The 23,279-nt window shown below is 66.3% G+C and carries 22 protein-coding genes, 1 tRNA gene and 1 pseudogene; 12 read left to right on the plus strand and 12 right to left on the minus strand.

Going from position 1 to position 23,279, the window contains the following annotated elements; genetic code table 11:
- Window positions 1-197: 197 nt before the first annotated feature.
- From KZX46_RS20345 to KZX46_RS20370, 6 genes are all read right to left on the minus strand, one after another.
- Window positions 198-1,619, minus strand: coding sequence for an NAD(P)H-dependent flavin oxidoreductase (locus KZX46_RS20345; RefSeq protein ID WP_370647496.1), 1,422 nt, complete (start codon window positions 1,617-1,619; stop codon window positions 198-200).
- 133 nt (window positions 1,620-1,752) lie between these two features.
- Window positions 1,753-4,080 carry a polyribonucleotide nucleotidyltransferase gene (gene pnp / locus KZX46_RS20350; protein WP_219775465.1) on the minus strand — a complete coding sequence of 776 codons (2,328 nt, stop codon included), beginning with the start codon at window positions 4,078-4,080 and terminating at the stop codon, window positions 1,753-1,755.
- 113 nt (window positions 4,081-4,193) lie between these two features.
- A complete protein-coding gene (gene rpsO, locus KZX46_RS20355) occupies window positions 4,194-4,463 on the minus strand; it encodes a 30S ribosomal protein S15 (protein ID WP_216708430.1) in 270 nt (89 codons plus the stop codon).
- Between the two features lie 12 nt (window positions 4,464-4,475).
- Window positions 4,476-5,393 (minus strand): tRNA pseudouridine(55) synthase TruB, encoded by a 918-nt coding sequence (gene truB, locus KZX46_RS20360; protein WP_219777119.1) that lies wholly within the window; start codon window positions 5,391-5,393, stop codon window positions 4,476-4,478.
- Entirely contained in the window at window positions 5,394-5,624 is a 231-nt protein-coding gene (locus KZX46_RS20365) for a DUF2171 domain-containing protein (RefSeq protein ID WP_219775466.1), read from the minus strand.
- 10 nt (window positions 5,625-5,634) lie between these two features.
- Complete coding sequence (locus tag KZX46_RS20370) at window positions 5,635-5,904, minus strand: hypothetical protein (protein ID WP_219775467.1); 270 nt, start codon at window positions 5,902-5,904, stop codon at window positions 5,635-5,637.
- Window positions 5,905-6,149: 245 nt separating this feature from the next.
- Here KZX46_RS20370 and lnt point away from each other — a divergent pair, with 245 nt between their 5' ends.
- The 6 genes from lnt to KZX46_RS20400 all read left to right on the plus strand — a co-directional run bounded on the left by lnt (window position 6,150) and on the right by KZX46_RS20400 (window position 12,580).
- Window positions 6,150-7,649 (plus strand): apolipoprotein N-acyltransferase, encoded by a 1,500-nt coding sequence (lnt, locus tag KZX46_RS20375; RefSeq protein WP_219775468.1) that lies wholly within the window; start codon window positions 6,150-6,152, stop codon window positions 7,647-7,649.
- Between the two features lie 76 nt (window positions 7,650-7,725).
- Entirely contained in the window at window positions 7,726-8,964 is a 1,239-nt protein-coding gene (gene metK, locus KZX46_RS20380; protein WP_219775469.1) for a methionine adenosyltransferase, read from the plus strand.
- Complete coding sequence (trmB, locus tag KZX46_RS20385; protein WP_219777120.1) at window positions 8,961-9,686, plus strand: tRNA (guanosine(46)-N7)-methyltransferase TrmB; 726 nt, start codon at window positions 8,961-8,963, stop codon at window positions 9,684-9,686. The genes metK and trmB overlap by 4 nt, the downstream gene beginning before the upstream one ends.
- Before the next feature lie 511 nt (window positions 9,687-10,197).
- Window positions 10,198-10,968, plus strand: coding sequence for a Crp/Fnr family transcriptional regulator (locus KZX46_RS20390; protein ID WP_216708425.1), 771 nt, complete (start codon window positions 10,198-10,200; stop codon window positions 10,966-10,968).
- 192 nt (window positions 10,969-11,160) lie between these two features.
- Window positions 11,161-12,141 carry an acetyl-CoA carboxylase carboxyltransferase subunit alpha gene (locus KZX46_RS20395; RefSeq protein ID WP_219775470.1) on the plus strand — a complete coding sequence of 327 codons (981 nt, stop codon included), beginning with the start codon at window positions 11,161-11,163 and terminating at the stop codon, window positions 12,139-12,141.
- A 28-nt stretch (window positions 12,142-12,169) separates the two neighbouring features.
- A complete protein-coding gene (locus tag KZX46_RS20400; RefSeq protein ID WP_219777121.1) occupies window positions 12,170-12,580 on the plus strand; it encodes a (deoxy)nucleoside triphosphate pyrophosphohydrolase in 411 nt (136 codons plus the stop codon).
- Here the strand turns inward: KZX46_RS20400 and KZX46_RS20405 are convergent.
- Window positions 12,577-13,347, minus strand: a complete 771-nt coding sequence (locus KZX46_RS20405) for a class I SAM-dependent methyltransferase (RefSeq protein WP_219775471.1) — start codon at window positions 13,345-13,347, stop codon at window positions 12,577-12,579. The two genes, KZX46_RS20400 and KZX46_RS20405, sit on opposite strands and share 4 nt — an antisense overlap.
- A 116-nt stretch (window positions 13,348-13,463) precedes the next feature.
- On the opposite strand from KZX46_RS20405, the gene KZX46_RS20410 reads away from it, so the two are divergent.
- The 5 genes and pseudogenes from KZX46_RS20410 (at window position 13,464) to KZX46_RS20430 (ending at window position 16,281) form a co-directional block, all read left to right on the plus strand.
- Entirely contained in the window at window positions 13,464-14,306 is an 843-nt protein-coding gene (locus tag KZX46_RS20410; RefSeq protein ID WP_219775472.1) for a 2OG-Fe(II) oxygenase, read from the plus strand.
- A 54-nt stretch (window positions 14,307-14,360) separates the two neighbouring features.
- Window positions 14,361-15,050, plus strand: coding sequence for a ComF family protein (locus KZX46_RS20415; protein WP_370647560.1), 690 nt, complete (start codon window positions 14,361-14,363; stop codon window positions 15,048-15,050).
- 36 nt (window positions 15,051-15,086) lie between these two features.
- On the plus strand, window positions 15,087-15,341 hold the full coding sequence (gene grxC / locus KZX46_RS20420; RefSeq protein WP_219775473.1) for a glutaredoxin 3: 255 nt from the start codon (window positions 15,087-15,089) through the stop codon (window positions 15,339-15,341).
- 2 nt (window positions 15,342-15,343) lie between these two features.
- A pseudogene (locus tag KZX46_RS20425) lies at window positions 15,344-16,150 on the plus strand (carbon-nitrogen hydrolase family protein); the annotation flags it as partial.
- 54 nt (window positions 16,151-16,204) lie between these two features.
- Window positions 16,205-16,281: transfer RNA gene (locus KZX46_RS20430), tRNA-Arg, on the plus strand.
- Here the strand turns inward: KZX46_RS20430 and KZX46_RS20435 are convergent.
- From KZX46_RS20435 to KZX46_RS20450, 4 genes are all read right to left on the minus strand, one after another.
- Window positions 16,282-18,633, minus strand: a complete 2,352-nt coding sequence (locus tag KZX46_RS20435; RefSeq protein ID WP_219775474.1) for a transketolase — start codon at window positions 18,631-18,633, stop codon at window positions 16,282-16,284.
- 66 nt (window positions 18,634-18,699) lie between these two features.
- A complete protein-coding gene (locus tag KZX46_RS20440) occupies window positions 18,700-19,743 on the minus strand; it encodes a glycosyltransferase family 1 protein (protein WP_219775475.1) in 1,044 nt (347 codons plus the stop codon).
- On the minus strand, window positions 19,743-20,618 hold the full coding sequence (locus KZX46_RS20445) for a glycosyltransferase family 2 protein (RefSeq protein WP_219775476.1): 876 nt from the start codon (window positions 20,616-20,618) through the stop codon (window positions 19,743-19,745). The genes KZX46_RS20440 and KZX46_RS20445 overlap by 1 nt, the downstream gene beginning before the upstream one ends.
- A complete protein-coding gene (locus KZX46_RS20450) occupies window positions 20,615-21,598 on the minus strand; it encodes a glycosyltransferase family 2 protein (RefSeq protein WP_219775477.1) in 984 nt (327 codons plus the stop codon). The genes KZX46_RS20445 and KZX46_RS20450 overlap by 4 nt, the downstream gene beginning before the upstream one ends.
- A 170-nt stretch (window positions 21,599-21,768) precedes the next feature.
- On the opposite strand from KZX46_RS20450, the gene KZX46_RS20455 reads away from it, so the two are divergent.
- Window positions 21,769-22,689, plus strand: a complete 921-nt coding sequence (locus KZX46_RS20455; RefSeq protein WP_226896308.1) for a glycosyltransferase family 2 protein — start codon at window positions 21,769-21,771, stop codon at window positions 22,687-22,689.
- Here the strand turns inward: KZX46_RS20455 and KZX46_RS20460 are convergent.
- On the minus strand, window positions 22,680-23,240 hold the full coding sequence (locus tag KZX46_RS20460; protein WP_219775479.1) for a polysaccharide biosynthesis/export family protein: 561 nt from the start codon (window positions 23,238-23,240) through the stop codon (window positions 22,680-22,682). The genes KZX46_RS20455 and KZX46_RS20460 overlap by 10 nt on opposite strands.
- Between the last annotated feature and the right edge of the window lie 39 nt (window positions 23,241-23,279).

The following is a 23,279-nucleotide window of genomic DNA, read 5'->3' on the forward strand; positions in this document are numbered from 1 at the left end:
CTCTTTCTCATCGTCAGTTGTCGGAGATTGGCATTGCGCTCGGCGCGTCGCCGCGCGTGCAGTTGAGTTCAAGGCACGATGGCGAGGGTCAAGAACATCAATTTCAGTGTCGAAAAGCGTGAACTTCGCGTGACCTTTGAACGGGCGAACGTCCGCCATCGGTGTTCAACTGCACCGCCGCTCCTCGTCGCGCCCCCTTAGTCGCCGGTCATGATCCGGTCGACGAGCTGCTTGACGGTCGGAACGAAGCCGTTGGAATAAAACGGGTCCTTGGCGAAACGGAAAGCGCTGTGACCGCCGAACATCAGGTTCTGCTCGGTGTCGCCGCCGTGGGCGATGTCCTGAAGCGTCTTCTGGATGCAGAACGAGCGCGGATCGGCGAGGCGGCCGGTCGAATTATCCTCGGTGTCGGCCCATGCACTGAAGCCACACTGGCTGAGGCAGCCCATGCAGTCGCTCTGGTCCTGGCGGATAATGCCCTTATCCTCGGGCGTGACGAAGACGAGCGTATTGTCGGGGGTCTTGAGCGCCTCCGAATTACCCAGCGCCGCCCATTCGCGCGCGCGGAGCAGGTCGTCGCGGGTTACCCAGTATTTCTTACGCCCGACGCCGACGTCGAGGAGAAACTGATGGTCGCCAGTCGCGGTTGTGCTGAAGGCGATCTGCCGCGCCGACCGTGCCTCGAGCGCACGGAGATACGGGTTGCGAACCGCGCTCGAATAAAAGCCTGTCGGCGAGAATTTGTGGAGGAGAATGTCACCCTCCTTGAGCGTCATCAGCCGGTCCTTCCACCCCTGCGGGATCGGACTTTCCTTGGTCAACAGCGGCCGCGTGCCGAACTGGAAAACGATCTGCCCGAGTTCAGGGTTGCCGATCCAGTCGGTCCACTCGCGCAACGCCCAAACGCCGCCCGCCATGACGATCGGCACGCTGTCCGGAATGCCGCTCTCGCGCATGACCGCGCGCAGGTCGCGAACGCGCGGGAGCGGGTCCTGCGGCTGGCGCGGGTCTTCGGCGTTCGACAGGCCGTTATGGCCGCCGGCAAGCCACGGATCCTCGTAGACCACCGCGCCGAGCCACTCGGCCGCCTTCGAGTAGGCGCGCTTCCACAGTGCCCGGAACGCCCGCGCGCTGCTGATGATCGGGTAATAATGGACGCCGTAGGACGCCGCGATCTCGGACAATTTATACGGCATGCCCGCGCCGCAAGTGACGCCATTGACGAGGCCGCGGGTGCGTTCGAGGACGCCGTGGAGGACGCGCTGCGCCCCACCCATTTCCCACAAGACATTGATATTGATCGCGCCAAGCCCGCGCTGGAGCTCGGTCGACGCCATTTCATAGGCGCGCTGGACCTGCTGGACCGCCCCCTCGATCGCGTAACCGACAAGTTCCTCATGGCGGTCGCGGCGGCTGAGCGCGGCATAGACCTGCGGGATGATCCGACCGGTCGCGTCGTAGCTGTCGGCGTTGACCGCGCTGATCGTGCCGACCCCGCCCGCGAGCGCCCACGCGCCCGACGACAGATGATTGGTTGCGGCGACACCCTTGCCGCCCTCGACCAATGGCAGGACATGCCGTCCACCCATCATCACCGCATTGAGGCCGTTCAGCAGCATCGATCCACTCTCACGCCTTTGGGCTCCTTACGACTATGTAGGAGCCCCCACCCCAAGACAAAGGGGACCACCCGATTGCGAGCGGTCCCCCATGTACGTAACCGAACTAGCGGGCGACGCCCACCCCCGCCGGTTAGTCGCGGTCGCCGGTGATGAAGCTCGGCGCGAACGTCGGCTCGCCCTCGGGCTCGGCTGCACGCTCGGGGCGCGGGCCACGGTCGCTCGAGCCGCCATCGCGACGCGGGCCGCGATCGCCACCACCACCGCCGCGGTTGCCGCCGCGATCGCCACCGTCACGGCGCGGGCCGCGGTCGCTGCGCGGGGCACGGTCGGGACCGTCCTCACGCGGCGGACGGGTGTCGGCGATCTCCTCGCCGGTGTCCTGGTCGACGAGGCGCATCGACAGGCGAACCTTGCCGCGGTCGTCGATGCCGAGCACCTTGACCTTGACCGGCTGGCCCTCGGTGAGGACTTCGCTGACCTTGGCAACGCGCTCGTTCTTGATCTCGGAGATGTGGACGAGGCCGTCCTTCGATCCCATGAAGTTCACGAACGCGCCGAAGTCGACCATCGAGACAACCTTGCCGGTGTAGATCTTGCCGACTTCGGCTTCCTGGGTGATGCCCATGATCCACGCCTTGGCGGCCTCGATCTGTGCCGGATCGGACGACGCGATCTTGACCGTGCCGTCATCCTCGATGTTGACCTTGGCACCGGTCGTGGCGACGATCTCGCGGATGATCTTGCCGCCGGTGCCGATGACGTCGCGGATCTTCGACTTGTCGATCTGGAAGCTTTCGATGCGCGGCGCGTGCGCCGACATCTCGGTCCGGGTCGTGTCGAGCGCCTTCGCCATCTCGCCGAGGATGTGCTCGCGGCCGGCCTTTGCCTGGCCGAGCGCGACCTTCATGATCTCCTCGGTGATACCGGCGACCTTGATGTCCATCTGGAGCGCGGTGACGCCCTCGCTGGTGCCCGCGACCTTGAAGTCCATGTCGCCGAGATGATCCTCGTCACCGAGGATGTCACTCAAAACAGCGAAGTCCTTGCCTTCGAGGATCAGGCCCATCGCAATACCCGCCACAGGGCGAACGAGGGGAACGCCCGCGTCCATCAGTGCGAGCGACGCGCCGCAGACGGTCGCCATCGACGACGAGCCGTTCGACTCGGTGATGTCCGACAGGACGCGGATCGTATACGGGAAGTCTTCCTTGGCCGGCAGCAGCGGGTTGATCGCGCGCCACGCCAGCTTGCCGTGACCGATGTCGCGGCGGCTGGGAGCACCGAAGCGCCCGACTTCACCAACCGAGTACGGCGGGAAGTTGTAGTGGAGCATGAAGCGCTCGTAACGCAGCCCGTCGAGGCCATCGATCATCTGCTCGGCGTCGGAGGTGCCGAGCGTCGTCGACACGATCGCCTGGGTCTCGCCGCGGGTGAACAGCGCCGAGCCGTGGGTGCGCGGCAGGAAGCCGACCATCGCTTCGATCGGACGGACTGTCTTGGTGTCGCGGCCGTCGATGCGGATGCCGTCCTTGAGTATCTGGGTGCGGACGATGCCGGCCTCGATCTTCTTGACAAGCTTCGATGCCTTCAACGCCTCGGCCGGAGCCGAGCCGGCAAACAGGTCCTTAACCTTCGCCTTGGCGACACCGAGCGCCGACTGGCGGTCGGCCTTGGCGATGATCTTGTACGCGTCGGAGATCGCGGCCCCGGCGACACCCTTGATCTGGTCGATCATCGAGCTCTGGTCGCCTGCGCCCTTGAGTTCCCAAGGATCCTTGGCACCGGCTTCGGCAAGCTTGATGATCGCCTCGATCACCGGCTTCGACTCGTTGTGCGCGAACATCACCGCGCCGAGCATGACTTCTTCCGACAGCTCCTTGGCTTCGGATTCGACCATGAGAATGGCGTCGCGGGTGCCCGCGGCGATCAGCTCGAGGCTGCCTTCCTTGATCTGGGTCTTGGTCGGGTTGAGGACATACTGGCCGTCGACATAGGCGACGCGCGCGGCGGCGAGCGGACCCATGAACGGAACGCCCGACAGCGTCAGAGCGGCGGAGGCGGCGACGAGCGCGACGATGTCGGCCTCGTTCTCACCGTCGTACGACAGGACCTGCGCGATGATCAGGACTTCATTGTAGAAGCCCTCGGGAAACAGCGGGCGGATCGGGCGGTCGATCAGGCGCGACGTCAGCGTCTCGTGCTCGGTGGCACCGCGCTCGCGCTTGAAGAAGCCGCCGGGAATGCGGCCGGCGGCGGAGAACTTCTCCTGGTAGTGGACGGTGAGCGGGAAGAAGTCCTGGCCTTCCTTGACCGACTTCGCCGCAGTGACGGCGCAAAGGACGACGGTGTCGCCGTACGTCGCGAGAACCGCGCCGTCGGCCTGGCGGGCGATGTGCCCGGTCTCGAGGGTCAGCTTGCGGCCGCCCCACATGACTTCCTGCTTGTGGATCGTGAACATAGTCTCAGTCTTTCATATGCGCCCGGCCCTTTGCCGTGCGCGGCCTACGCCGGCGTGCCGCGTCATTGCGGCGGCCGGAAAAAGAACAGGCTCCCGAAGGAGCCTGTCCCGAATTACTTGCGAAGCCCAAGCTTGCCGATCAGGTCGGTGTAGCGGGCGGTGTCGCGGCTCTTGAGATAGTCGAGCAGCGAGCGCCGGTTGTTGACCAGCATCAGCAGGCCGCGGCGCGAATGGTTATCCTTGCCGTGGGTCTTGAAATGCTCGGTCAGGTTGGCGATGCGCTCGGTCAGGATCGCGACCTGGACTTCGGGTGAGCCGGTGTCACCGGTGGTGCGGGCGTGTTCGGCGATCAGCGCAGTCTTGCGCTCGATTGTGATCGACATCGTGGGTCTCCTTCAAGTCAGGTTGAACCCGCGCACGACCCGTACCGCGATGGAGGAAACCTCCACCAGGGCGACCGGAACAGGTCCGTCGGTCGCCAGATACAGCCCGTGGGATGCGGGGTGCCCGGGGAGCGTCCGACCTTGTCGAAGGAGGGCTGCGTCTTCGGGCGTAACGGATAGAGCCGGGATGTCGTCCAGCCCCGCCGTCAGCGGCAGTATTGCCTGTTCATCGCCCGCCTCTAGCAAATCGGCTAATTTGTCCAGCGAAATCGCCGCGTCGAGGGTGAACGGTCCGGCGCGGGTCCGGCGGAGCGCCGCGACGTGTCCGACAGTTCCGAGTGCGATCGCGAGGTCACGGGCGAGGCTACGGACGTAGGTGCCCTTCGAGCATGTGACCGCGAAGTCGGCGTCGTCGTCGCGCGCTTCGAGGAGGTCGAAGGCGTGGATCGTCAGGTTACGCTCGGCGAGGACGACGGTCTCCCCTGCCCGCGCCAGTTTGTAGGCCCGCTCGCCGTCGACCTTGAGCGCGGAATAGGCGGGCGGTGTCTGGACGATCGGCCCGCGAAAGGCGGGAAGCGCGGCGGCTATCGCGGGTTTATCAGGACGAACTCCTGAGGTCGCGACGATCTCACCCTCCCGGTCGTCGGTCGCGGTGGCTGCGCCCCACGCGACGGTGAAGGCATAGCCCTTGGTTGCGTCGAGCATTCGCCCGGCGAGCTTGGTCGCCTCACCCAGCGCGATCGGCAGGACGCCGGTCGCGAGCGGGTCGAGCGTCCCGCCGTGGCCGATCTTGACCTTGGGATACCCCGCCTGACGGAGGATCCGCTTGACCGCCGCGACCCCCTGCGCCGAGCTCAGCCCGAGCGGTTTGTCGACGACGATCCAGCCGTGGAGCGGCCCCGGCTCGCGGGGAGTCGGGGCCGGTTCCAGCTACTTTTCCTCTTCGAACGTCACAGCGACATCGCCGTTCGCCGACAGGCGGACGTCGTTGCCCTCGATGTCGGCGACGAGGCCGCCCGAAATCCAGTGATGGTGATTGTGAGGCGTGCTGTCCTTGGTCAGCTTGATCCGGTCGCCGTCGACGTGATCGACCGTCCCGACATGGACGCCGTCGGCACCGATGATGTTCATATGCTCCGTGATCTTCGAAAGGTCGGCCATGATATTCTCCTTATTGGGCTGCGGGGACGAACGCAGGCGGCGCAGCTTCGGCTCCACCGGCGGGACGATTTAGCGTCGCCCCGGCGAGCGCGACGAGCAGCGCCTCGATCCGGCCGAGGCGTTCGCCGAGCGCTTCGATATCCGCACGTGTCGCGACGTCGACGGGCGCAGGCGTGCCGATGCCGGGTGCCAGCGTCTTTTCAGCGACGGCTGCAGACAGCGTCAGCCACTGGTCGAGCATCGTGCGGACGGCGGTGGCGGGGTCGGGCGAGTCGGCCATGAGGCTAGCCTTTCCGGGCTGTAGGGTTTGGAAGTTGACGAAGTTGACGCCACGTCGAACCGAAACGCACCCCCCGTGCAGTCGCACGGGTCCCCGCGCCGGAGCGGCGGGTAGGGCGAAGTGCGCCGGGTCGAGAATCGATCGTCATCGGCACCGTAACTATCCCGTTTCGGGTATCGTAGGACAGCGCGAAGTTTCGCTGGCGCGGGTAGCCCCCGCGCCGGGGCTCAGCTAGAGGCGTCGCGATGCCGCGCGCCCTCCGCCTCCTGCTGCCGATCGCCGCTGGTGCTGTGTCGGCGCTGGGGTTCGCCCCGCTCGACTGGTGGCCGCTGACGCTGATCGGCGTCGCGGTGCTGTTTTGGACCCTCGATCGAGCCCCCTCGGTCCGGAGCGCCGCGGGCGCAGGCTGGCTGTTCGGTGTCGGGCATTTCACCGTCGGGCTCTATTGGATCGCGACCGCCTTCACCTACCAGGCGGCGATGCCCGCGTTCATGGGTGTCGTCACCGTCGTCCTGCTGTCGATGTTCCTCGCGATCTATCCCGCGCTTGCGAGTGCGCTCGCCCGGGCGTGGCCACGCCCGGGCGTCAGCCGCGTGCTGATGTTCGCCGTTGCGTGGATGCTGTGCGAATGGCTGCGCGGCCATGTGCTATCGGGGTTCGCGTGGAACCCGCTAGGCGCGGCGTGGCTGCCGGCAGGGGGCGTAGCGCTCGGGGCGGCATGGATCGGTGCGCTGGGCCTCTCGGGATTGATGATCCTCGCCGCAGCATTTGTTGCCTCGCAAAAACCATTCGGTGCGGTCGCGAGCTTTGCCGCGATCTGCGGTATCGCGCTGCTGACCCGCTTCGCCTTGCCCGCGCCCTTCCCCGCCAACGGTCCGCTCGTCCACCTCATCCAGCCGAACATCGGGCAGGACGAGAAATACGACGATTCCGCCGCGCACGTCGAAAAATACCTCGCGCTCAGCCGGGTGGCGCTTGGCCCCGAGCCGCATCGGCAGTCGATCACGATCTGGTCAGAGTCGGCGGTGTCGGACCTCGTCGACGAAGATCCAGCCGCCCGCGCGCATCTCGCGAGCATCCTCAGCCCCGGCGACCTGCTGCTGTTCGGCGGCATCGCCTTGATCCGCAACGCCGATAGTACCCCCGCCGAAGCGACCAATAGCCTGTACGTCCTCGACGCGAACGCTACGCTCCTCGGGCGCTATGACAAGAGCCACCTCGTGCCGCTCGGTGAATATGTCCCGGCGCGTCCGCTGATGACGCGCCTCGGCCTCGCGCGCCTGACGCCGGGTGACATCGACTTTCTCGCCGGTCCCGGACCGCGCACGCTCGACCTGCCCGGCTTCCCGGCGGCAGGCATCCAGATCTGCTACGAGGTCATCTTCCCCGCCGCGGTCGTCGACGAAGCCCATCGCCCGGCATGGATCGTCAACATCTCGAACGACGCATGGTTCGGCGCGTGGGGCCCGCCGCAACATCTCGCGCAGGCGCGCCTCCGCGCGATCGAGGAGGGGCTGCCGATCGCGCGCGTCACGCCGACCGGGATCAGCGCGATGATCGACGCGTACGGCCGCATTGTCGCCAGTATCGGCCCGCACCAAGCCGCGACCCTGTCGCTCCGCGTCCCGCCGCCGTTGCCGCCGACGCTGTTCGGACGCTTCGCGCATTGGACAAGTTTAGTCTTCGGGTTGGCGCTCGTTGCGGGTGCGATGACGGCGGGTCGACCGGCACGGCGTCGGATATAAGGATAGCTTTATACGCTTGCGCGGGGGCGTCACGCTGATTATCGGTCGCCCGGACTGAATACACAAAGGCTCCCCGATGGCGCGCAGCTCGTTTATCTTTACCAGCGAATCCGTATCCGAAGGTCACCCTGACAAGGTTGCCGACCAGATCAGCGACGCCGTCGTCGACCTTTTCCTGTCGAAGGACCCCTATGCCCGCGTCGCCTGCGAGACGCTGACCACCACCAACCGCGTCGTGCTCGCGGGCGAAGTTCGCGGTCTCGGCATGATCGACACCCATGGCAACTGGGCCGACGGCGCGCAGGAGGAAATCCAGGCCGCGGTTCGCGCGACCGTCAAGCGCATCGGCTATGAACAGTCGGGCTTCCACTGGCAGAACCTCGTCTTCGAAAACCACCTTCACCCCCAGTCGGCGCATATCGCGCAGGGCGTCGATGCGAGCGGCAACAAGGACGAGGGTGCCGGCGACCAGGGTATCATGTTCGGCTACGCGACCGACGAGACGCCCGACCTGATGCCGGCAACGCTGTATTATTCGCACAAGATCCTCGAGCGGATGGCCGCCGACCGTCATTCGGGCAAGGCCCCGTTCCTCGAGCCCGACGCCAAGAGCCAGGTCACGCTGGCCTATGAGAACGAAGTCCCGGTCCGCGCGACCGCGCTCGTCGTCTCGACCCAGCACGCGGTCGATTATTGCCTGCCGTGGGAGAGCGACGGCGAGACCGGCGGCGACGCCGGGAAGTATGCGACGCTCCGCGACTATGTCGTCGGCGTCTTCCACGAAATCCTCCCCGACGGCTTCATCACCGACGACACCGCGATCTACGTCAACCCGACCGGGCGCTTCGAAATCGGCGGACCCGACGGCGACGCGGGCGTGACCGGGCGCAAGATCATCGTCGACACCTACGGTGGCGCATCGCCCCACGGCGGCGGCGCGTTCAGCGGCAAGGACCCGACCAAGGTCGACCGCTCGGCGGCGTACATCACCCGCTACATGGCAAAGAACATCGTCGCCGCCGGCCTCGCCCGCCGCGTCACGATCCAGCTCAGCTATGCGATCGGCGTGTCCGAGCCGCTGTCGCTGTATGTCGACACCCACGGCACCGGCACGGTCCCCGAGGCGACGATCGAGGCGGTCCTGCCGACCCTCGTCCGCCTGACCCCGCGCGGCATCCGCGAGCATCTCGGGCTCAACAAGCCGATCTACCAGCGCAGCGCGTCGTACGGCCACTTCGGCCGTACCCCCGACAGCGATGGCGGCTTCAGCTGGGAAAAGCTCGACCTCGTCGACAAGCTCAAGGCGGCGGTCTGAGCGCGGATCCGGCAACGCTGCGCCGCCTGTACGGGCGGCGACAGGGGCATAAGCTTCGTCTCGGCCAGGCAGATCTCGTCGAGACGACGCTTCCGGCGCTTAGCGTTCCCGAGACCGGGGCGCTCGACGCGACCGTCTTGTTCGGCGACGCGCCCGATGCGCAGCGCCCGTTGTGGTTCGAAATCGGCTTCGGTTCGGGCGAACACCTTGCCGCACAGGCGGTGGCCAATCCGGCCGTCGGCCTGATCGGCTGCGAGCCGTTCCTCAATGGGGTTGTCGGCGCGCTCGGGCATATCCGTGAGCACGACTTGACCAACGTTCGCCTCCACATGGGAGACGCGCTCGATGTCCTCGAGCGGCTGCCCGACGCGAGCCTGTCGCGGGTCTTCCTGCTTCACCCCGATCCTTGGCCGAAGGCGCGTCATGCCAAACGGAGGTTCGTCAACCCGGGACCGCTCGACCTGATCGCGGCGAAGCTAGCGCCGGGCGGTGAGCTTCGGATCGGTACCGACCACGCGATATATTGTCGCTGGTCGCTAATGCAGATGGCGCAGCGCGACGATTTCGAGTGGCTGGCCGAAGCTGCGGCGGACTGGCAGGTCCGCCCCGGTGACTGGCCGCAAACCCGTTACGAGGCAAAGGCCCGGCGACTTGGCCATGAGGTGTGGTACTTTCGCTACAGACGGAGTGAGCGTCGAGAAACGACTGGGTCTCTGGACTAGCCTACTCCGGCGTTTGTCTTGTAAGATGGCGACGCGCGTATTGAGAGAGCGATGACGTTCGACGAAGTTAAGTGCCGCGATGGTCGTCTCAAATGGATCGACGCCGAGTGGTGCTCAAATGACAGCCGGCACGGGTCACGCCGCGGTTGCGCAAGTATGGCTTCGCGCGAAAGCGTCGGCGCGGTCGGCGACCAACTTGATACGCGGTTTACCAATAGCGGTTCACCGAGTTTGATCAGCGGCTTTGGCAGTTATCGTCGCGTCAGGCCGACCGTAATCTTCATCGATTTGCTTGGCACCTGCGGGTCTCGCGCGTTTCCACGAGCTGTAGGTACACTTGTGCAATTGTTTTTGGTTAATCATCTTCCCCGATTTGGTCCGGTTCCGCACCGACGACGCAAAGTCGGCAGTGCTAGAGTTCATCGAGCGGCAAGCGGCCGTTGATGAGCGTTAGATTGCACGGGGCATTTGCGGCGGGTATCCGTCGACCCGGTCAGGGTTCGACATCTCGATGACCAATGTTCACCGTCTCCAGAACAATCTGCTCCGAACGATGGCTGATGATGACTTCGCGGCACTGCTGCCGTCGTTGACGCTGATCGACCTCGCCAAGGGCGACGAACTGACGTTACCCGAAAGCCGCGTTAAATTCAGCTGGTTTCCGCTCGGTGGCATCCTGTCGGTCGTCGCCGCCACCGAAAGCGGCACCCAGGCCGAGGTCGGTATCGTCGGTCGCGAGGGCATGTGCTCCGTCGCGACGCTTCACGGCGTTGACTTCGAGATGATGCACATCTTCTGCCAGATGCCTGGCCGGGCGCTGCGCATACCGGCGTCGACGCTGCGCACGATCCTGACGTCACGACCCTCATTATTGTCCCATCTGTTGGGCTACGCGCAGAATTTCATGCTTCAGATCGCGAGTTCGGCGCTGGCGTACGCGACCCAGACGATCGAGGCTCGGCTGGCGCGCTGGTTGTTGATGTCGCTAGACCGGCTCGAGGCAAACGACGTTACGATGACGCACGAAGCGCTCGCGCTGATGCTTGGCGTTCGCCGCGCTGGCGTTACCGTGGCCATCCAAGCCCTTGAGGCGAAGGGCGCGCTGATCGGCCGTCGCGCTGCACTGACCGTGATCAACCGCACGATCCTCGCCGAGATTGCGGGGGATGCGTATGGCACCGCCGAACGCGTCTATCTCCGTGTCCTGGGGGTCCCGATCAAAAGCTCGTCGCGGCTCGCCGATGGCGACGGATACCTCGACGGCGCTGCTTCCGCCGAATAGCGACGCCGAGCAGTCGCGCTGCATTCGAAAATCTTGGACGTGCGATCGTCGAGGTATTTGATCTTCGCGCACGATTTGCCGCAAAATCGGCCTCCGCAGATGTCGACTTTGCAGCGAATTGAACCGACGATGATCGGTCACGGCACAGCGACCCGCGTTGCACACGGCGGCCATTCCCGTTAACCGCCAGCGATGGTCGCATTCCTCGAATTTGAAAAGCCGGTCGCCGAGCTCGAAGCGCGCGTCGCCGAATTGCGTGCCGAGGGTTCGCCCGAGGCACGCGCCGAAGCCAATCGGCTCGCCGAGCGCGCCGAACGCCAGCTTGCCGATATCTATTCGCGCCTGACGCCGTGGCAGAAGACGATCGTCGCCCGCCACGCCGAACGCCCCCACTTCAAGGACTACGTCGCCGCCCTGATCGAGGACTTCACCCCGCTCAGCGGCGACCGCAAATTCGCCGAAGACGCGGCGATCGTCGGCGGCGTCGGGCGGCTCAAGGGCCGCTCGGTCATGGTCATCGGCCATGAAAAGGGCTCGGACACCGCGAGCCGGGTCAAGCATAACTTCGGCATGGGACGCCCAGAAGGCTACCGCAAAGCCGTGCGCTTGATGGAGATGGCGGCGCGCTTCGGCCTGCCCGTCGTCACCCTCGTCGATACGCCCGGTGCTTTTCCCGGCATCGACGCTGAGGAACGCGGCCAGGCTGAGGCGATCGCGCGCGCGACCGCGGCGTGTCTCGACCTCGACGTGCCGATGGTCGCGGCGATCGTCGGCGAAGGCGGGTCGGGCGGCGCAGTCGCGCTCGCGACGGCAAATCGCATCGTCATGTTCGAGCATGCGGTCTACGCGGTGATCTCGCCCGAGGGTTGCGCCTCGATCCTGTGGCGCGGCGATAATCGCGCCGCCGACGGTGCCCCCGCTCCCGCTGGCCCGAGCCGTGCCGCCGAAGCCGCCGAAGCGATGAAGGTCACCGCGAGCGACCTCAAGAAGTTGGGCGTCATCGACCGCATCATCTACGAGCCCCGCGGCGGCGCACACCGCGACCCGGCGACCGCGATCCAGCGCCTCGGCACCGCAATCTCCGCCGAACTGACCGCGCTCGAAACCCAATCTCCGGCCGCGCTGCGGAGCGGGCGGCGGGCAAAGTTCCTCGCGATGGGCCGCGCGGGCTAGAGTGGAGCTCGACTGCCCCGGCCCCCCGATCACGCTCGGCCTGCCCATCCTGACCGTCGTCGCCGCTGCACTGGTCGACCCCGACGGCCGGATCCTCGTCGCGGAACGCCCGGCGGGAAAGCATCTCGCCGGACAATGGGAATTCCCCGGCGGCAAGATCGAACCCGGCGAAACCCCCGAAACCGCGCTCGTGCGTGAACTCGCCGAGGAATTGGGCATCGATACCGCCGCGAGCTGTCTCGCCCCAGCCGGGTTTGCCAGCCACGCGTATGCCGACTTCCACCTCGTCCTGCTGCTATTCGTCTGCCGTAAATGGTCTGGCACCGCGCGCGGACGCGACGGCCAGCGGCTGCAGTGGCTACGGCCTAATGACCTGTTCGCGCTCGACATGCCCCCCGCCGACCGGCCGCTCCTGGGACTGCTCGCGGCACTGATCTAGCGTCGCCACCCGGTGAGGTAGATGACCTGCACCGTCACCGCGATGCGCCCAGCCTGAGCGCGCGCGGCAAACCGCCGCGCCGCATGGGCGAGGACATCGCGTCGGAGCGGAGCTCGACCGTGCAGGATATTTCCCTCACCCATTGCCCGCAGATCCCGCAGCACCGCGAACATATCGTCGTAGCGCACCATGATCATATCGACCTCTGCGACCGGATCGGCGAACCCGGCGCGTTGGAGGAGCCCTGCGGCCATGTCGGTGTCGACCATCGGCAGGATTCGCCCGGCCGCGCGGCCGGTCAGCTCGACCTCGGCGGCGAGAAGGTCGGCGCGCAGCTCGCTCAAACTGGTGCCGCCGAAGAATCCGGCGACGAAAAGCCCATCGGGGCGGAGCGCGCGGCGCGCCTGGATCAGCGCGCCAGGCAGGTCGTTGACTCCGTGAAGCGCCGCCGCCGACGCGATAAGGTCGAAGCTCGATTCGGCAAATGGCAGGCGATCCTCGTCACCGGCGACCGATATCGGCTGGATCGCCATCTGCGGCGATGGCTCGAGCGCTACGGTAAGGTCGCTGCCGGTGATGCCAGTGCGCCCGATATCAAGGACTTGAGCGAACTTCCGGTCGAGCGCCTGCACCCTGTCGACCAATTCGGCGGCGATCGCTGCGCGAAGGAAGTCGGCCGTTCCGTCGGCCCGCCCGCGTTGCTGCCGCCGGGCAGCCCGGTCGAATGGCTCGGCAGCAGCGGGGGCAAGCGTCTGGGATCGGTCCATGATGGTCCATGCCCCGCGCGCAGGATGCTGCCAAGCCGCAGGGCATGGCGCTGTTGCTTTGCACTTGCTTAAGCAGTGACGTATTATCGTCGAACAGACCGAGCGAAAGGCCCTTCATGGCGATCCGATCCGTAGCCCACGACGAGGTGATTACCGCACCGTACCCGCATGTCGCGACCGCCGATACGCTCGTTGACTATGATGCATTGAACGCTGGCTTTCCTGCCGAGGACCGCTTCGGTCCGCAGATCCGGATGCATGGCGACCTTACCCATCCCGACCCCGAGTATATCCGCCTGACGGAGGAGGATCCGTCGTACGCGCGGCTGCACGAGTGGGTCTATTCGACCGGGTTCGTGACGACCTTCCTCGAACTGTTCGATTCGGAAATCGAAAAATACGTCGTTAGCGGCGACCTGCTGATGGACCCACGGACGCTGCCGATCCGCCCCGAGCCTTACGAAAAGCGCGAAGAGCTAATCGGCTATTCGAATGTCACCAAAGAGGAAGCGTTCCTGTTTCCGCGGCTCGATATCGGCATCGGCAAACTGAACTACGGCCTCGTCAATGGCGGCGGCGGCGTCCACGTCGACAATCTCACGCGGCTGGTGTCGATCCTCGTCTACATCGACGACAACCCCGATATGATCGGCGGCGAGCATCGCCTCTACCGCGTCGAGGATTACACCCCGGTGATCGACAAGATCTATCCGGCACGTGGCAACTTCATGGTCGCGTCGCTTCAGTCAAATCGCGCGCTTCATGACGTGAATCCGGTGACCGCGATCAAGGGTGTCCGCAAGGGCATGTACATGGCGGTCAGCTGCTCGGCCGAGATTTGGCGGCCCGACCCCGACGTCCGCCTGCAAAAGCTGACGAAGAGCCGTTATCGTCCCCCCGCCGCAATCCAGGCGCTCCGTGATGTCCGCAAGTTCGCGCGCAAGGCGATCGGACTCTAGCTGACCGACCTCGCACGGTATGTCCGGCGGCTAGCTGTTGCCGGGCTTGATCTGCTGCTCCCGCCTCGCTGCCCCGCGTGCCGCGAGATCGTCGAATCGGACGGCAATTTCTGCGCCGCGTGCTGGACAGGACTCGAATTCATCACCGCGCCGATGTGCGCGTGTTGCGGGACGCCGTTCGAGGTCGATCGCGGCGCGAATGCGCGATGCGGTGCCTGTCTCGACGCCCCGCCACGCTACGCTGCAGCGCGCGCGGCGATGGTCTATGGCGGCCCGGCGCGTAAAATCCTCCTCGGCTTCAAGCACGGCGACCGCCAGCACCTCGTCAAGGTCATGGCTCCGCAACTGGTTCGCGCCGGGGGTGACTGGCTTGGGACGGGCGCGCTTCTCGTGCCAGTCCCGCTCCACCGCTGGCGGTTATGGAAGCGCGGTTTCAATCAGGCGGCGTTGCTGGCGCAGTCTGCGGGTCGCCGCTCGGGCACCCAAGTTTCAGTCGATGCGCTGAGCCGGGTCCGTGCGACGATGACGAGCCGTGGCATGGGCCGCCGGAAGCGCGCCGCCAACGTTCGCGCGGCGTTCCGGGTCGCCCATCCCGATCGAATTCGCGGTCGCGACGTCGTCCTGGTCGACGATGTGTTGACGACCGGGGCGACCGCCGAAGCGTGTACGCGGATGCTGTTGCGCGCCGGGGCAAAAAGCGTCCGCGTGCTGACGTGGGCGCGGGTTGTACGCGAGGTCGCCTGACCGCATATTGCACCCTCGCCGGTAGGAGCAGCGTACGTGGCCAAGGTCGAAGTCTACACTAAATTCCTCTGCCCGTTTTGCGCGCGCGCGATGAAGCTGTTGAAATCCAAGGGCGTCGACGTCGAGGAGATCGACATCACGATGGGCGGTCCCAAGCGTACCGAGATGCTCGGGCGGTCCGAAGGGCGGACTACGGTGCCGCAGATATTCATCGATGGTCGCGCGATCGGCGGCAGCGACGACCTCGCCGCACTTGATAGCCGCGGCCAGCTCGATCCGCTGCTGGCGTGACCATGCTCCGGATCGGGGTACTGCAGACGCGGACTGGAATCGACCCGGCCGGGAATGCTCGTGCCTTGACCGATGGCATCGCGGACCTCGCGAAGCAGGGGGCGGAGATCGTTTTTACCCCTGAAATGAGCGGGTTGCTCGATCGCGACCGGGCACGTTCGGCGCCTTTGGTCCGGCACGAAGTTGACGACATCGTGCTTGCAGCGGTCTGTGCAGCCGCTCGCGATCACCAGGTTTGGGTCGAGCTCGGCAGCCTTGCGCTTCGTCCCGACCGAGGCGGTGGCCGGCTCGTCAATCGCGGCTTCCTTATCGATCCTACAGGCGAGATCGTCGCACGCTACGACAAGCTGCACCTGTTCGACGTCGATCTCGCCAATGGCGATAGCTACCGTGAGTCGAATTCTTATGCCCCGGGAGAGCGCGCCGTCGTTGCCCCGACCCCGTGGGGCGCAATGGGGCTAAGCGTCTGTTACGACGTCCGCTTTCCGGCACTCTACACCGCGCTGGCCCACGCCGGAGCAGCCATCATCGCGGTTCCCGCTGCATTCACGCGACCCACCGGCGAGGCGCACTGGCACGTCCTGCTCCGAGCTCGAGCAATCGAGACAGGAGCCTTCATCGTCGCGGCGGCGCAGAGCGGGGTGCATGCCGATGGCCGCGAGACGTATGGCCATTCGCTCGTCGTCGACCCGTGGGGGACCGTCCTCCTCGACATGGGGACCGAGCCGGGCGGGGCGGTCGTCGACCTCGACCTGTCGCTTGTCACGGCGACTCGTGGCCGAATTCCGTCGCTGCGGAATGGGCGGCCTTTCACCATCGACGCGTTGACGACGGCGGGCGGCCTACCTAGTCATTCAGGTGATGCGCCCGTAGCTCAGCCGGATAGAGCGACGGTTTCCTAAACCGCAGGTCGGGGGTTCGATTCCCTTCGGGCGCACCATTACCCCAAAAACAGCTCTGCAGCGGCGTCGACGATGGCGTCGGTGTCGAGGCGATACGTTGCATAAAGGTCGGGCAGATCGCCGGTCTGGCCGAAGCGATCGACCCCAAGCGGGCTGACGCACATGCCCCGCACACTGCCGATCCACGACAGCGCCGAAGGAGACCCATCAAGCACCGTCACCACACCTGCATGCGGCGCGAGGGCCGACAGCAAGGTTTCGACGTGTGACTCGACCGGCGAAGCACCGGTCCAGCGCGCCGCTCGCCGTGCCGACCAACCGCGATGGAGCAGATCGGGCGAAGTGACCGCGAGCACGCCGAGCCCGGGAATGTCCTCCGCGAGAATGTCGTACGCCGCCAGCACTTCCGGGACGACTGCGCCGCAGAAGACGATTGCAGCCGACGCCGGGCCGGTGGGTCGCCGCAGCCAGTAACCGCCCTTGATCGCGTCGGCCTCCCACCCGGCGTCGACACGCGGCTCCTGCGCGATCGACCGCGTGCTGAGGCGGAGATAAACCGCGCCGCCGTCGTCGGCCTGGATGTGGTCGAAGGCGTGGCGCATCAGCAGCGCGACCTCGTCGGCGAAGGCGGGCTCGAAATATGTCAGCCCGGGCTGGCCGATCCCGATGAGCGGCGGATTGATCGACTGATGCGCGCCACCCTCCGCCGCGAGGGTCAGCCCCGACGGCGTGCCGACGAGCAGGAACCGAGCATTCTGGTAGCAGGCGTAATTCAGCGCATCGAGGCCGCGCGCGATGAACGGGTCGTAGACTGTCCCCACCGGAATCAGCCGCGTACCGAAATGCGGCCCGGCCAACCCGAGCGACGACAGCATCAGGAAAAAGTTGTTCTCCGCAATGCCAAGCTCGATGTGCTGCCCGGCGGCGTGCCCCGACCAGCGCTGCGCCGACGGAATCTTCGCCGCGCGAAAGACATCGCCGAGCTCGCTCCGCCGGAACAGCCCGCGCGCGTTGACAAAGCCGCCGAGATTGGTCGTCTGGGTGACGTCGGGGGCGGTGGTGACGATGCGGTCGGCCAAAGCCTGCGACGCCGGTTCGCCCGACTTGGCGAGATCGAGCAAGACGCGCCCGAACGCCGACTGGGTCGACAGCTCGTCGCCGTCGGGAACCGGCAGCCGCGCGGGCATGGGGACCGCCGGAGCACGCGGCTCGCCGGCGCGGCGGGCCAGCGCGCTGCGCCCGATGAACGCCTTGAGGTCGGCGGCGGCGTTGTCGCCCAGCCCGCCGAACGGCTCCCACTCGTCGCCTTCGGCGATCCCGAGGCTGGCGCGCAATTCGGCAATCTGCGGCGGGTTCATCATCCCCGAATGATTGTCCTTGTGCCCCGCGAGCGGCAGGCCGAACCCTTTGATCGTATAGGCGATGAACAGCGTCGGGCGCTCGTCATCGGCGCTGTCGAAGGCGTCGATCAGCGTCTCGATGCAATGGCCGCCGAGGTTGGTCATCAGGTCGGCGAGCGCCGCGTCGTCGAAGCTCGCGAGCAATTTGGCGACGTGCGGCTTCGCGCCGATATCGGCGGTCAGCCGCGACCGCCACGCCGCGCCGCCTTGGTACGTCAGGACGGCAAAGTCGACGTTGGCGCAGTTGTCGATCCACTCGCGCAGGCTGATGCCGCCGGGGCGATCGAACGCCTCGCGCTGGCGCTTGCCGTATTTGAGCGTCAGCACCCGCCAGCCGCAGGTTTCGAAGATGTCGTCGAAGCGGCGGAACATGCGGTCGGCGGTGGTGTGATCGAGCGACTGGCGGTTATAATCGACGACCCACCAGCAGTTGCGCAGGTCGTGCTTGTACCCCTCGATCAGGCATTCGTAGATATTGCCCTCATCAAGCTCGGCATCGCCCATCAACGCGATCATTCGCCCGGCATCGGTGGCGTCGAGCGCGCCGTGCGCGATCAGATAATCCTGCGTCAGGCTGGTGAACGCCGTCGCCGCCACACCCAGCCCAACCGAACCGGTCGAGAAGTCGACGGGAATCTTGTCCTTCGTCCGCGACGGATAGCTTTGCGCGCCGCCCAGTCCGCGGAAACGCTCGAGCTGGTCGCGCGACTGCGAGCCGAGCAGGTAATGGATCGCATGGAGCACCGGCCCCGCGTGCGGCTTGACCGCGACCTTGTCCTGCGGACGCAGCGCGTGGAAATACAATGCGCTCATGATCGCGGTAATCGAAGCGCAACTCGCCTGATGGCCCCCGACTTTGAGACCATCGCGCTTCGGGCGGATGTGATTGGCGTTGTGCACCGTCCACGACGACAGCCAGCGCAGTCGCGTGTCGAGGAGTTCGAGCGCGGCGATCGTGTCACTGCGGCGGTCGGTCAGGGTATCGGTCATCGGCAATCCTAACCCGCTGGCGCGCATGATTGGAAGGTGGCGCGAGGTCGCCCGTCGCAGAGCGATTTAAAAATCGTCGCGAAAGATTTCGGTCATCGCCGCCGCCGCCGTGTCCCACGAGAAGCGGGCGGCGTTTGCGATGCCGCGCGCGCCGAGATCGGCGCGGAGATCGCGGCTCGATGCCAGAGCGAGGATATGCACTGCCATGCCCTCGACATCGTCGGGATCGACATAGAGCGCCGCGTCGCCGCCGACCTCGCCGAGGCTCGTCAGCCGGGTGGTCACGACCGGCGTGCCGCACGCCATCGCCTCGACGACCGGCAGCCCGAATCCTTCGTAGCGGCTCGGATACAGCAACCCGAGGCTGCCGCCGAGCAGTGCCGGGAGATCATCGTCGGGGACGAAGCCGGCGCGGATCGTCGCTGCGTTCGAAACGGTCTGGGACGCAGCGAAGATCGTCGACTTGCCCGCACCCCCGATCACGAGCAGCCGGTAGTCGGCGGGCAGGCGACCGTGCGCCGTCGCCCAGCCGGCATGGACCAATGCGAGATTCTTGCGCGGTTCGACCGTCGCGAGAGTGGCGAAATATTTGCCCGGCTCGACGCCGTAGCGGGTGGCAACGGCTTCGACCTGGTCGGGCGCAATTGGACGGAAGGCGGGCCCGACCCCGTTGTAAACGACGCGAATTCTGTCGCGGGGGACGTCGAGGACCTGCGCGAGCCGCTCCTGCGAATAATGCGACACCGTCACCAGCCGCCGGACGCGCCGCGCCAGCGCCGGCCACAGGATGCCGTAGATGCGCCGGAAGGTCGGCGAGAACCATTCGGGATGATCGAGCACCGCCGCGTCGTGGATCGTCACGACCTGCTCCGCCACCGCGACCGGACCGGTATTGCACGGGCTCCACAACGGCGCGCCGTGGAGGCGCCGCGGCAGGACCAGCTGCTCCCACAGATGGTTGCGCGCACCGCCCCAGTCGCGGTCGGGCACGATCTCGGCAAGCGGCGGGACAATCGCGCGGCAGAGTTCGGTGGCGACCCGCTGGACCCCGGTTTGCGGGCCGACGCGAAAGCGCGCGTTGACGACGACGCCAGCCGTGCCGCCGGACATCAGTGCGGCTTCGACTTGGCGTAGCCGCGGATGCCCTCGATCCGGCCGAGCATCGTCTGGAGGTAATAGCCGACCTTCTCGCGGTCGAGGCGCGCGGCGTACACCAGCGCGCCGAGCGCCGATCGTCCGACCCAGCGTGCCTTTTGCGCGAGCCCGAACCGGTGGAGCGCGAGGACATAGCCCATGCCGCGACCGTAAGCGCGCGCCTTGCGGCGCATCTGCCCGGGAGTCGTCCGCTCGGCCCATGTGACGTCGTGGCCGTAGACAGCCGGATCGTACCAACAGGCGAAGCCCGCCGCCATCGCACGCAGCAGGAAGTCCTGCCCTTCGCACGCCTGCCACGGTGTCGCCGCGCCGACGCCGATCGCGGCATCGTAGCCGCCGATCGCTTCGAGCACGTCGCGGCGGACGAAAGTCACCCACTCGATGCTCGTCGTCCACACCGACGCGCGCGAGATCAGCACTGCGTCGTCGTCGAACGCACCAAGGATCGTCTTGCCGTCCTCGTCGGCCGAGCGCCCGGTTAAGATTGCTGCATCCCGTGCCGCCATGATCGCGACGCCACGCTCAAGGAAGTCCTTGGGATACCAGCAATTATCGTCGGGAAAGAGGAGGATGCGGCCGTGCGCGGCGCGCCAGCCGACGTTGCGCCCGATCGACAGGCCGCGCATCCCCGGGGTCGGGATGCGGTTGACCGGAAAGCTGCGCGGGATGGCGGCGATTGCGGCGGCGGCGCCGTCGTGCGCGTTCTGGTCGACGATGACGACATCGAAATCGCGGAAAGTCTGCGCGTCGAGGCTATCGAACAGCCGCGCGAGATCGGCCCCATCACCGAGCGTCGAAACGATCAGTGAAACGGCAGGCGCGAAACTCACAGGTCGAGGATCCGGCGCGGGTCCATTCGACCTCGAACGAGGTCGGCAAGCGCGATCAGATTGCCCGAGAATCGGCCGCGATAATCGAACAGCCGGTGTTCGCGGAGGCTTCGCACCGAATTGCCGAGCAGCGCGCGCCCGGCGAAACGCAGCGCACGCAACGGACCAACGCTGCCCTTGCGCCACAGATAGATCGGGTTGGCGACCTGCGAATAGCCGAAGCGGACCCCGCTGGTGCGCCCTGACTTCGACCCGAGGTGAACGCCGCGACAGTCGGGCGTGTAGATGATGCGGCCCTGCGCAACGATCCGCCCGGCAAGGTCCATGTCTTCCTGCCACGAATAAAGGGGCAGGTTTTCGTCGAAGCGTTCGGTGCGCAGGGCCCGCGCGCGGACCGCCATGTTACAGCCGTATAGCGCGGCCATCGGGCGCTCGCTGGTTCCCGACGCCCAATGCGCCTCCGGGGGGAGCCGCCCGGCGATCAGGTCGACCGCGTCCTGCTCGCTCAGCGCATCGCTGCACACGCCGTCGCCGAGGACGGTCCCCGACAGTCCGACGACATCGGGCGAGCGCGCCATGACGCCAAGCGCGCGTTCGAGCCAGTCGTCGGCGGGGCGAAAATCGTCGTCGAAGAAAACGATCAGGTCGTCATCGGCGGGCGCATCGGCGCGGTCGAACAGCGACGTGAGCGCGACGTTGCGCTGGAGCGAGCAGCCTGCCGCTCCGGCGACGACGATATCGAGCGCAAGGCCGGGGACGCAGCCGGCGAGACCCGCGACGTCCGCTGCCTCGCTGCCGACGATGTGGACTGCGGCGATCGGCACAGTCTGCCGGGCAAGGAACTGGCACAATGTCGCGGTCGGGCCGGGCCGCCCCTTGGTCGCGACGACAATGAAGATCGACGGCGCGGCGGCGACACGAGGGTCGTCGCGGCGGTGCACAGGATCGGCACTTGCCATCGTCGCACTTACGGCTTTCATCGGCCTTATCTTAGTCCGGTCGGCCACCAATTCAATCTACAACATCTGGTCGTATCGTATTAACCAATGTTCGGCTCGGTCGAACTTGGTGACACCAGCCACGCTTTGACAGCGTAACCGCAATGATAATACTCGAAACCGAGGCTGATTTTCTTGAGGACGCATCGTCGATGGATTGTTCGGTCATCATCTGCACGCGGAACCGATCGCGCGAGTTGATAAATGTTCTGACGACGATGGCGGCGATGACCATTCCTCCACATCTCGAGTGGGAGCTCCTGGTCGTGGACAACGGCAGCAGCGACGATACCCCCGCGACGATCGCCAGCTTCGCCGACCGGCTGCCGATAACGCGCGTTTGGGAGCCGAACGCCGGTCTGTCGAATGCGCGCAACGCCGGGGTCCGCCACGCGCGCGGACGCTTGATCGTCTGGACCGACGACGATACGCGGGTCGTGCCCGGCTGGCTCGCCGCGTTTCATGCCGCATTCACCGCGCACCCCGAGGCGGCGCTGTTCGCCGGCCGGATCACCCCGGCACTGCTGCCACCGACGCCGAACTGGTTTCGCGACGCCGCCGCCGACCTCCATTATCTGCTCGCGACGCGCGACTTCGGACCCAACCCGGTGCCGCTGTCGATCGAAGGCGAACGCTATCCGTTCGGTGCGTCGGCGGCGGTCCGCGCGGTCGAGCAGCGGGAGTTCTTGTACGACCCCGAACTCGGCGTTGCGCCCGGACGGCGGCGTGGCGGCGAGGAAACCGCAGTCTTCGTCTCGATCCTCGCTGCCGGGCACACCGGCTGGTGGGTGCCCGACGCCGAGGTCGAGCACCAGGTCGTCAGCGAGCGCCAGACAACCGGATACATCCGCGAATATTACGGCTCGATGGGCGAGGCATGGGCAATCAGCGGCGCGTCGACCGGACCGATGATCGCCCGCGCACCGCTCGCGACCTGGGCCAAGGTGGTGACGGGCAGCGTACGATACGCCGTCGCGCGCGTGACGCGGAGCTCATCGTGGCAGCGCTATCTGGCGAGCGCGTCGTTCCACCGGGGCGCGCTCGCCTATTTTCGTCGCAGCGATCAGAAGTAGCGTTCGCCGATCCGGATCGTGTCGCCGGGCGCGATCGCGACCGTGCCGGCCCGGAGATCGACCATATGCTCCTTGGCATCACCGGCGCGACGCAGGAAGGCGCGCCGATGGTTGGCGCGATAGGTAAACCCGCCCGCCGACGCCACCGCCTGGTCGAGCGTCAGCCCGACTGCAAAGGGGAACGCCCCGGGACGAGTGACCTCGCCGAGAATGTAATACGGCCGGAAGGTGATAACCTCGGCGCTGACCCGCGGGTCGTTGACGTACCCCGCGGCGAGGCGTGCGGTGATCAGCGCCTGCACCTCCTCGACCGATTTGCCGTCGGCCTGGACGAGCCCGATCAACGGGAAGGCGACGTTACCCGCGGGCGTCAGGCTGTATTCGCCCGATAGACGTTCCTCGCCGAAGACCGTGATCCGCAACTTGTCCCCGGGCGCGAGGTGGTATGCGGCAATGCTCGGCACCGGGGCGGCCACCGGCGGCGCGACATTCGCCGCCGCTCCCAGCATCAGCATCGCGACGGCGGCGAACAGTATCGATCGGGTGAACATCGTATCCAGACTATCCTGCCGTTGCGGGCGCGAGGATAG

The organism is Polymorphobacter sp. PAMC 29334, from assembly GCF_019431245.1.
GTDB lineage: Bacteria > Pseudomonadota > Alphaproteobacteria > Sphingomonadales > Sphingomonadaceae > Polymorphobacter_B > Polymorphobacter_B megasporae.

Coding starts and splice junctions, on each gene's coding strand:
- KZX46_RS20390 (WP_216708425.1), top strand. CDS start 10,198: ATGACCAATGTTCACCGTCTCCAGAACAATCTGCTCCGAACGATGGCT.
- KZX46_RS20455 (WP_226896308.1), top strand. CDS start 21,769: ATGGATTGTTCGGTCATCATCTGCACGCGGAACCGATCGCGCGAGTTG.
- metK (WP_219775469.1), top strand. CDS start 7,726: ATGGCGCGCAGCTCGTTTATCTTTACCAGCGAATCCGTATCCGAAGGT.
- KZX46_RS20440 (WP_219775475.1), bottom strand. CDS start 19,743: ATGTCCGGCGGCACGGCTGGCGTCGTCGTCAACGCGCGCTTTCGCGTC.
- KZX46_RS20460 (WP_219775479.1), bottom strand. CDS start 23,240: ATGTTCACCCGATCGATACTGTTCGCCGCCGTCGCGATGCTGATGCTG.
- KZX46_RS20450 (WP_219775477.1), bottom strand. CDS start 21,598: ATGAAAGCCGTAAGTGCGACGATGGCAAGTGCCGATCCTGTGCACCGC.
- KZX46_RS20365 (WP_219775466.1), bottom strand. CDS start 5,624: ATGGCCGACCTTTCGAAGATCACGGAGCATATGAACATCATCGGTGCC.
- KZX46_RS20410 (WP_219775472.1), top strand. CDS start 13,464: ATGGCGATCCGATCCGTAGCCCACGACGAGGTGATTACCGCACCGTAC.
- KZX46_RS20405 (WP_219775471.1), bottom strand. CDS start 13,347: ATGGACCGATCCCAGACGCTTGCCCCCGCTGCTGCCGAGCCATTCGAC.
- KZX46_RS20370 (WP_219775467.1), bottom strand. CDS start 5,904: ATGGCCGACTCGCCCGACCCCGCCACCGCCGTCCGCACGATGCTCGAC.
- rpsO (WP_216708430.1), bottom strand. CDS start 4,463: ATGTCGATCACAATCGAGCGCAAGACTGCGCTGATCGCCGAACACGCC.
- pnp (WP_219775465.1), bottom strand. CDS start 4,080: ATGTTCACGATCCACAAGCAGGAAGTCATGTGGGGCGGCCGCAAGCTG.
- KZX46_RS20345 (WP_370647496.1), bottom strand. CDS start 1,619: ATGCTGCTGAACGGCCTCAATGCGGTGATGATGGGTGGACGGCATGTC.
- KZX46_RS20435 (WP_219775474.1), bottom strand. CDS start 18,633: ATGACCGATACCCTGACCGACCGCCGCAGTGACACGATCGCCGCGCTC.
- KZX46_RS20395 (WP_219775470.1), top strand. CDS start 11,161: ATGGTCGCATTCCTCGAATTTGAAAAGCCGGTCGCCGAGCTCGAAGCG.
- lnt (WP_219775468.1), top strand. CDS start 6,150: ATGCCGCGCGCCCTCCGCCTCCTGCTGCCGATCGCCGCTGGTGCTGTG.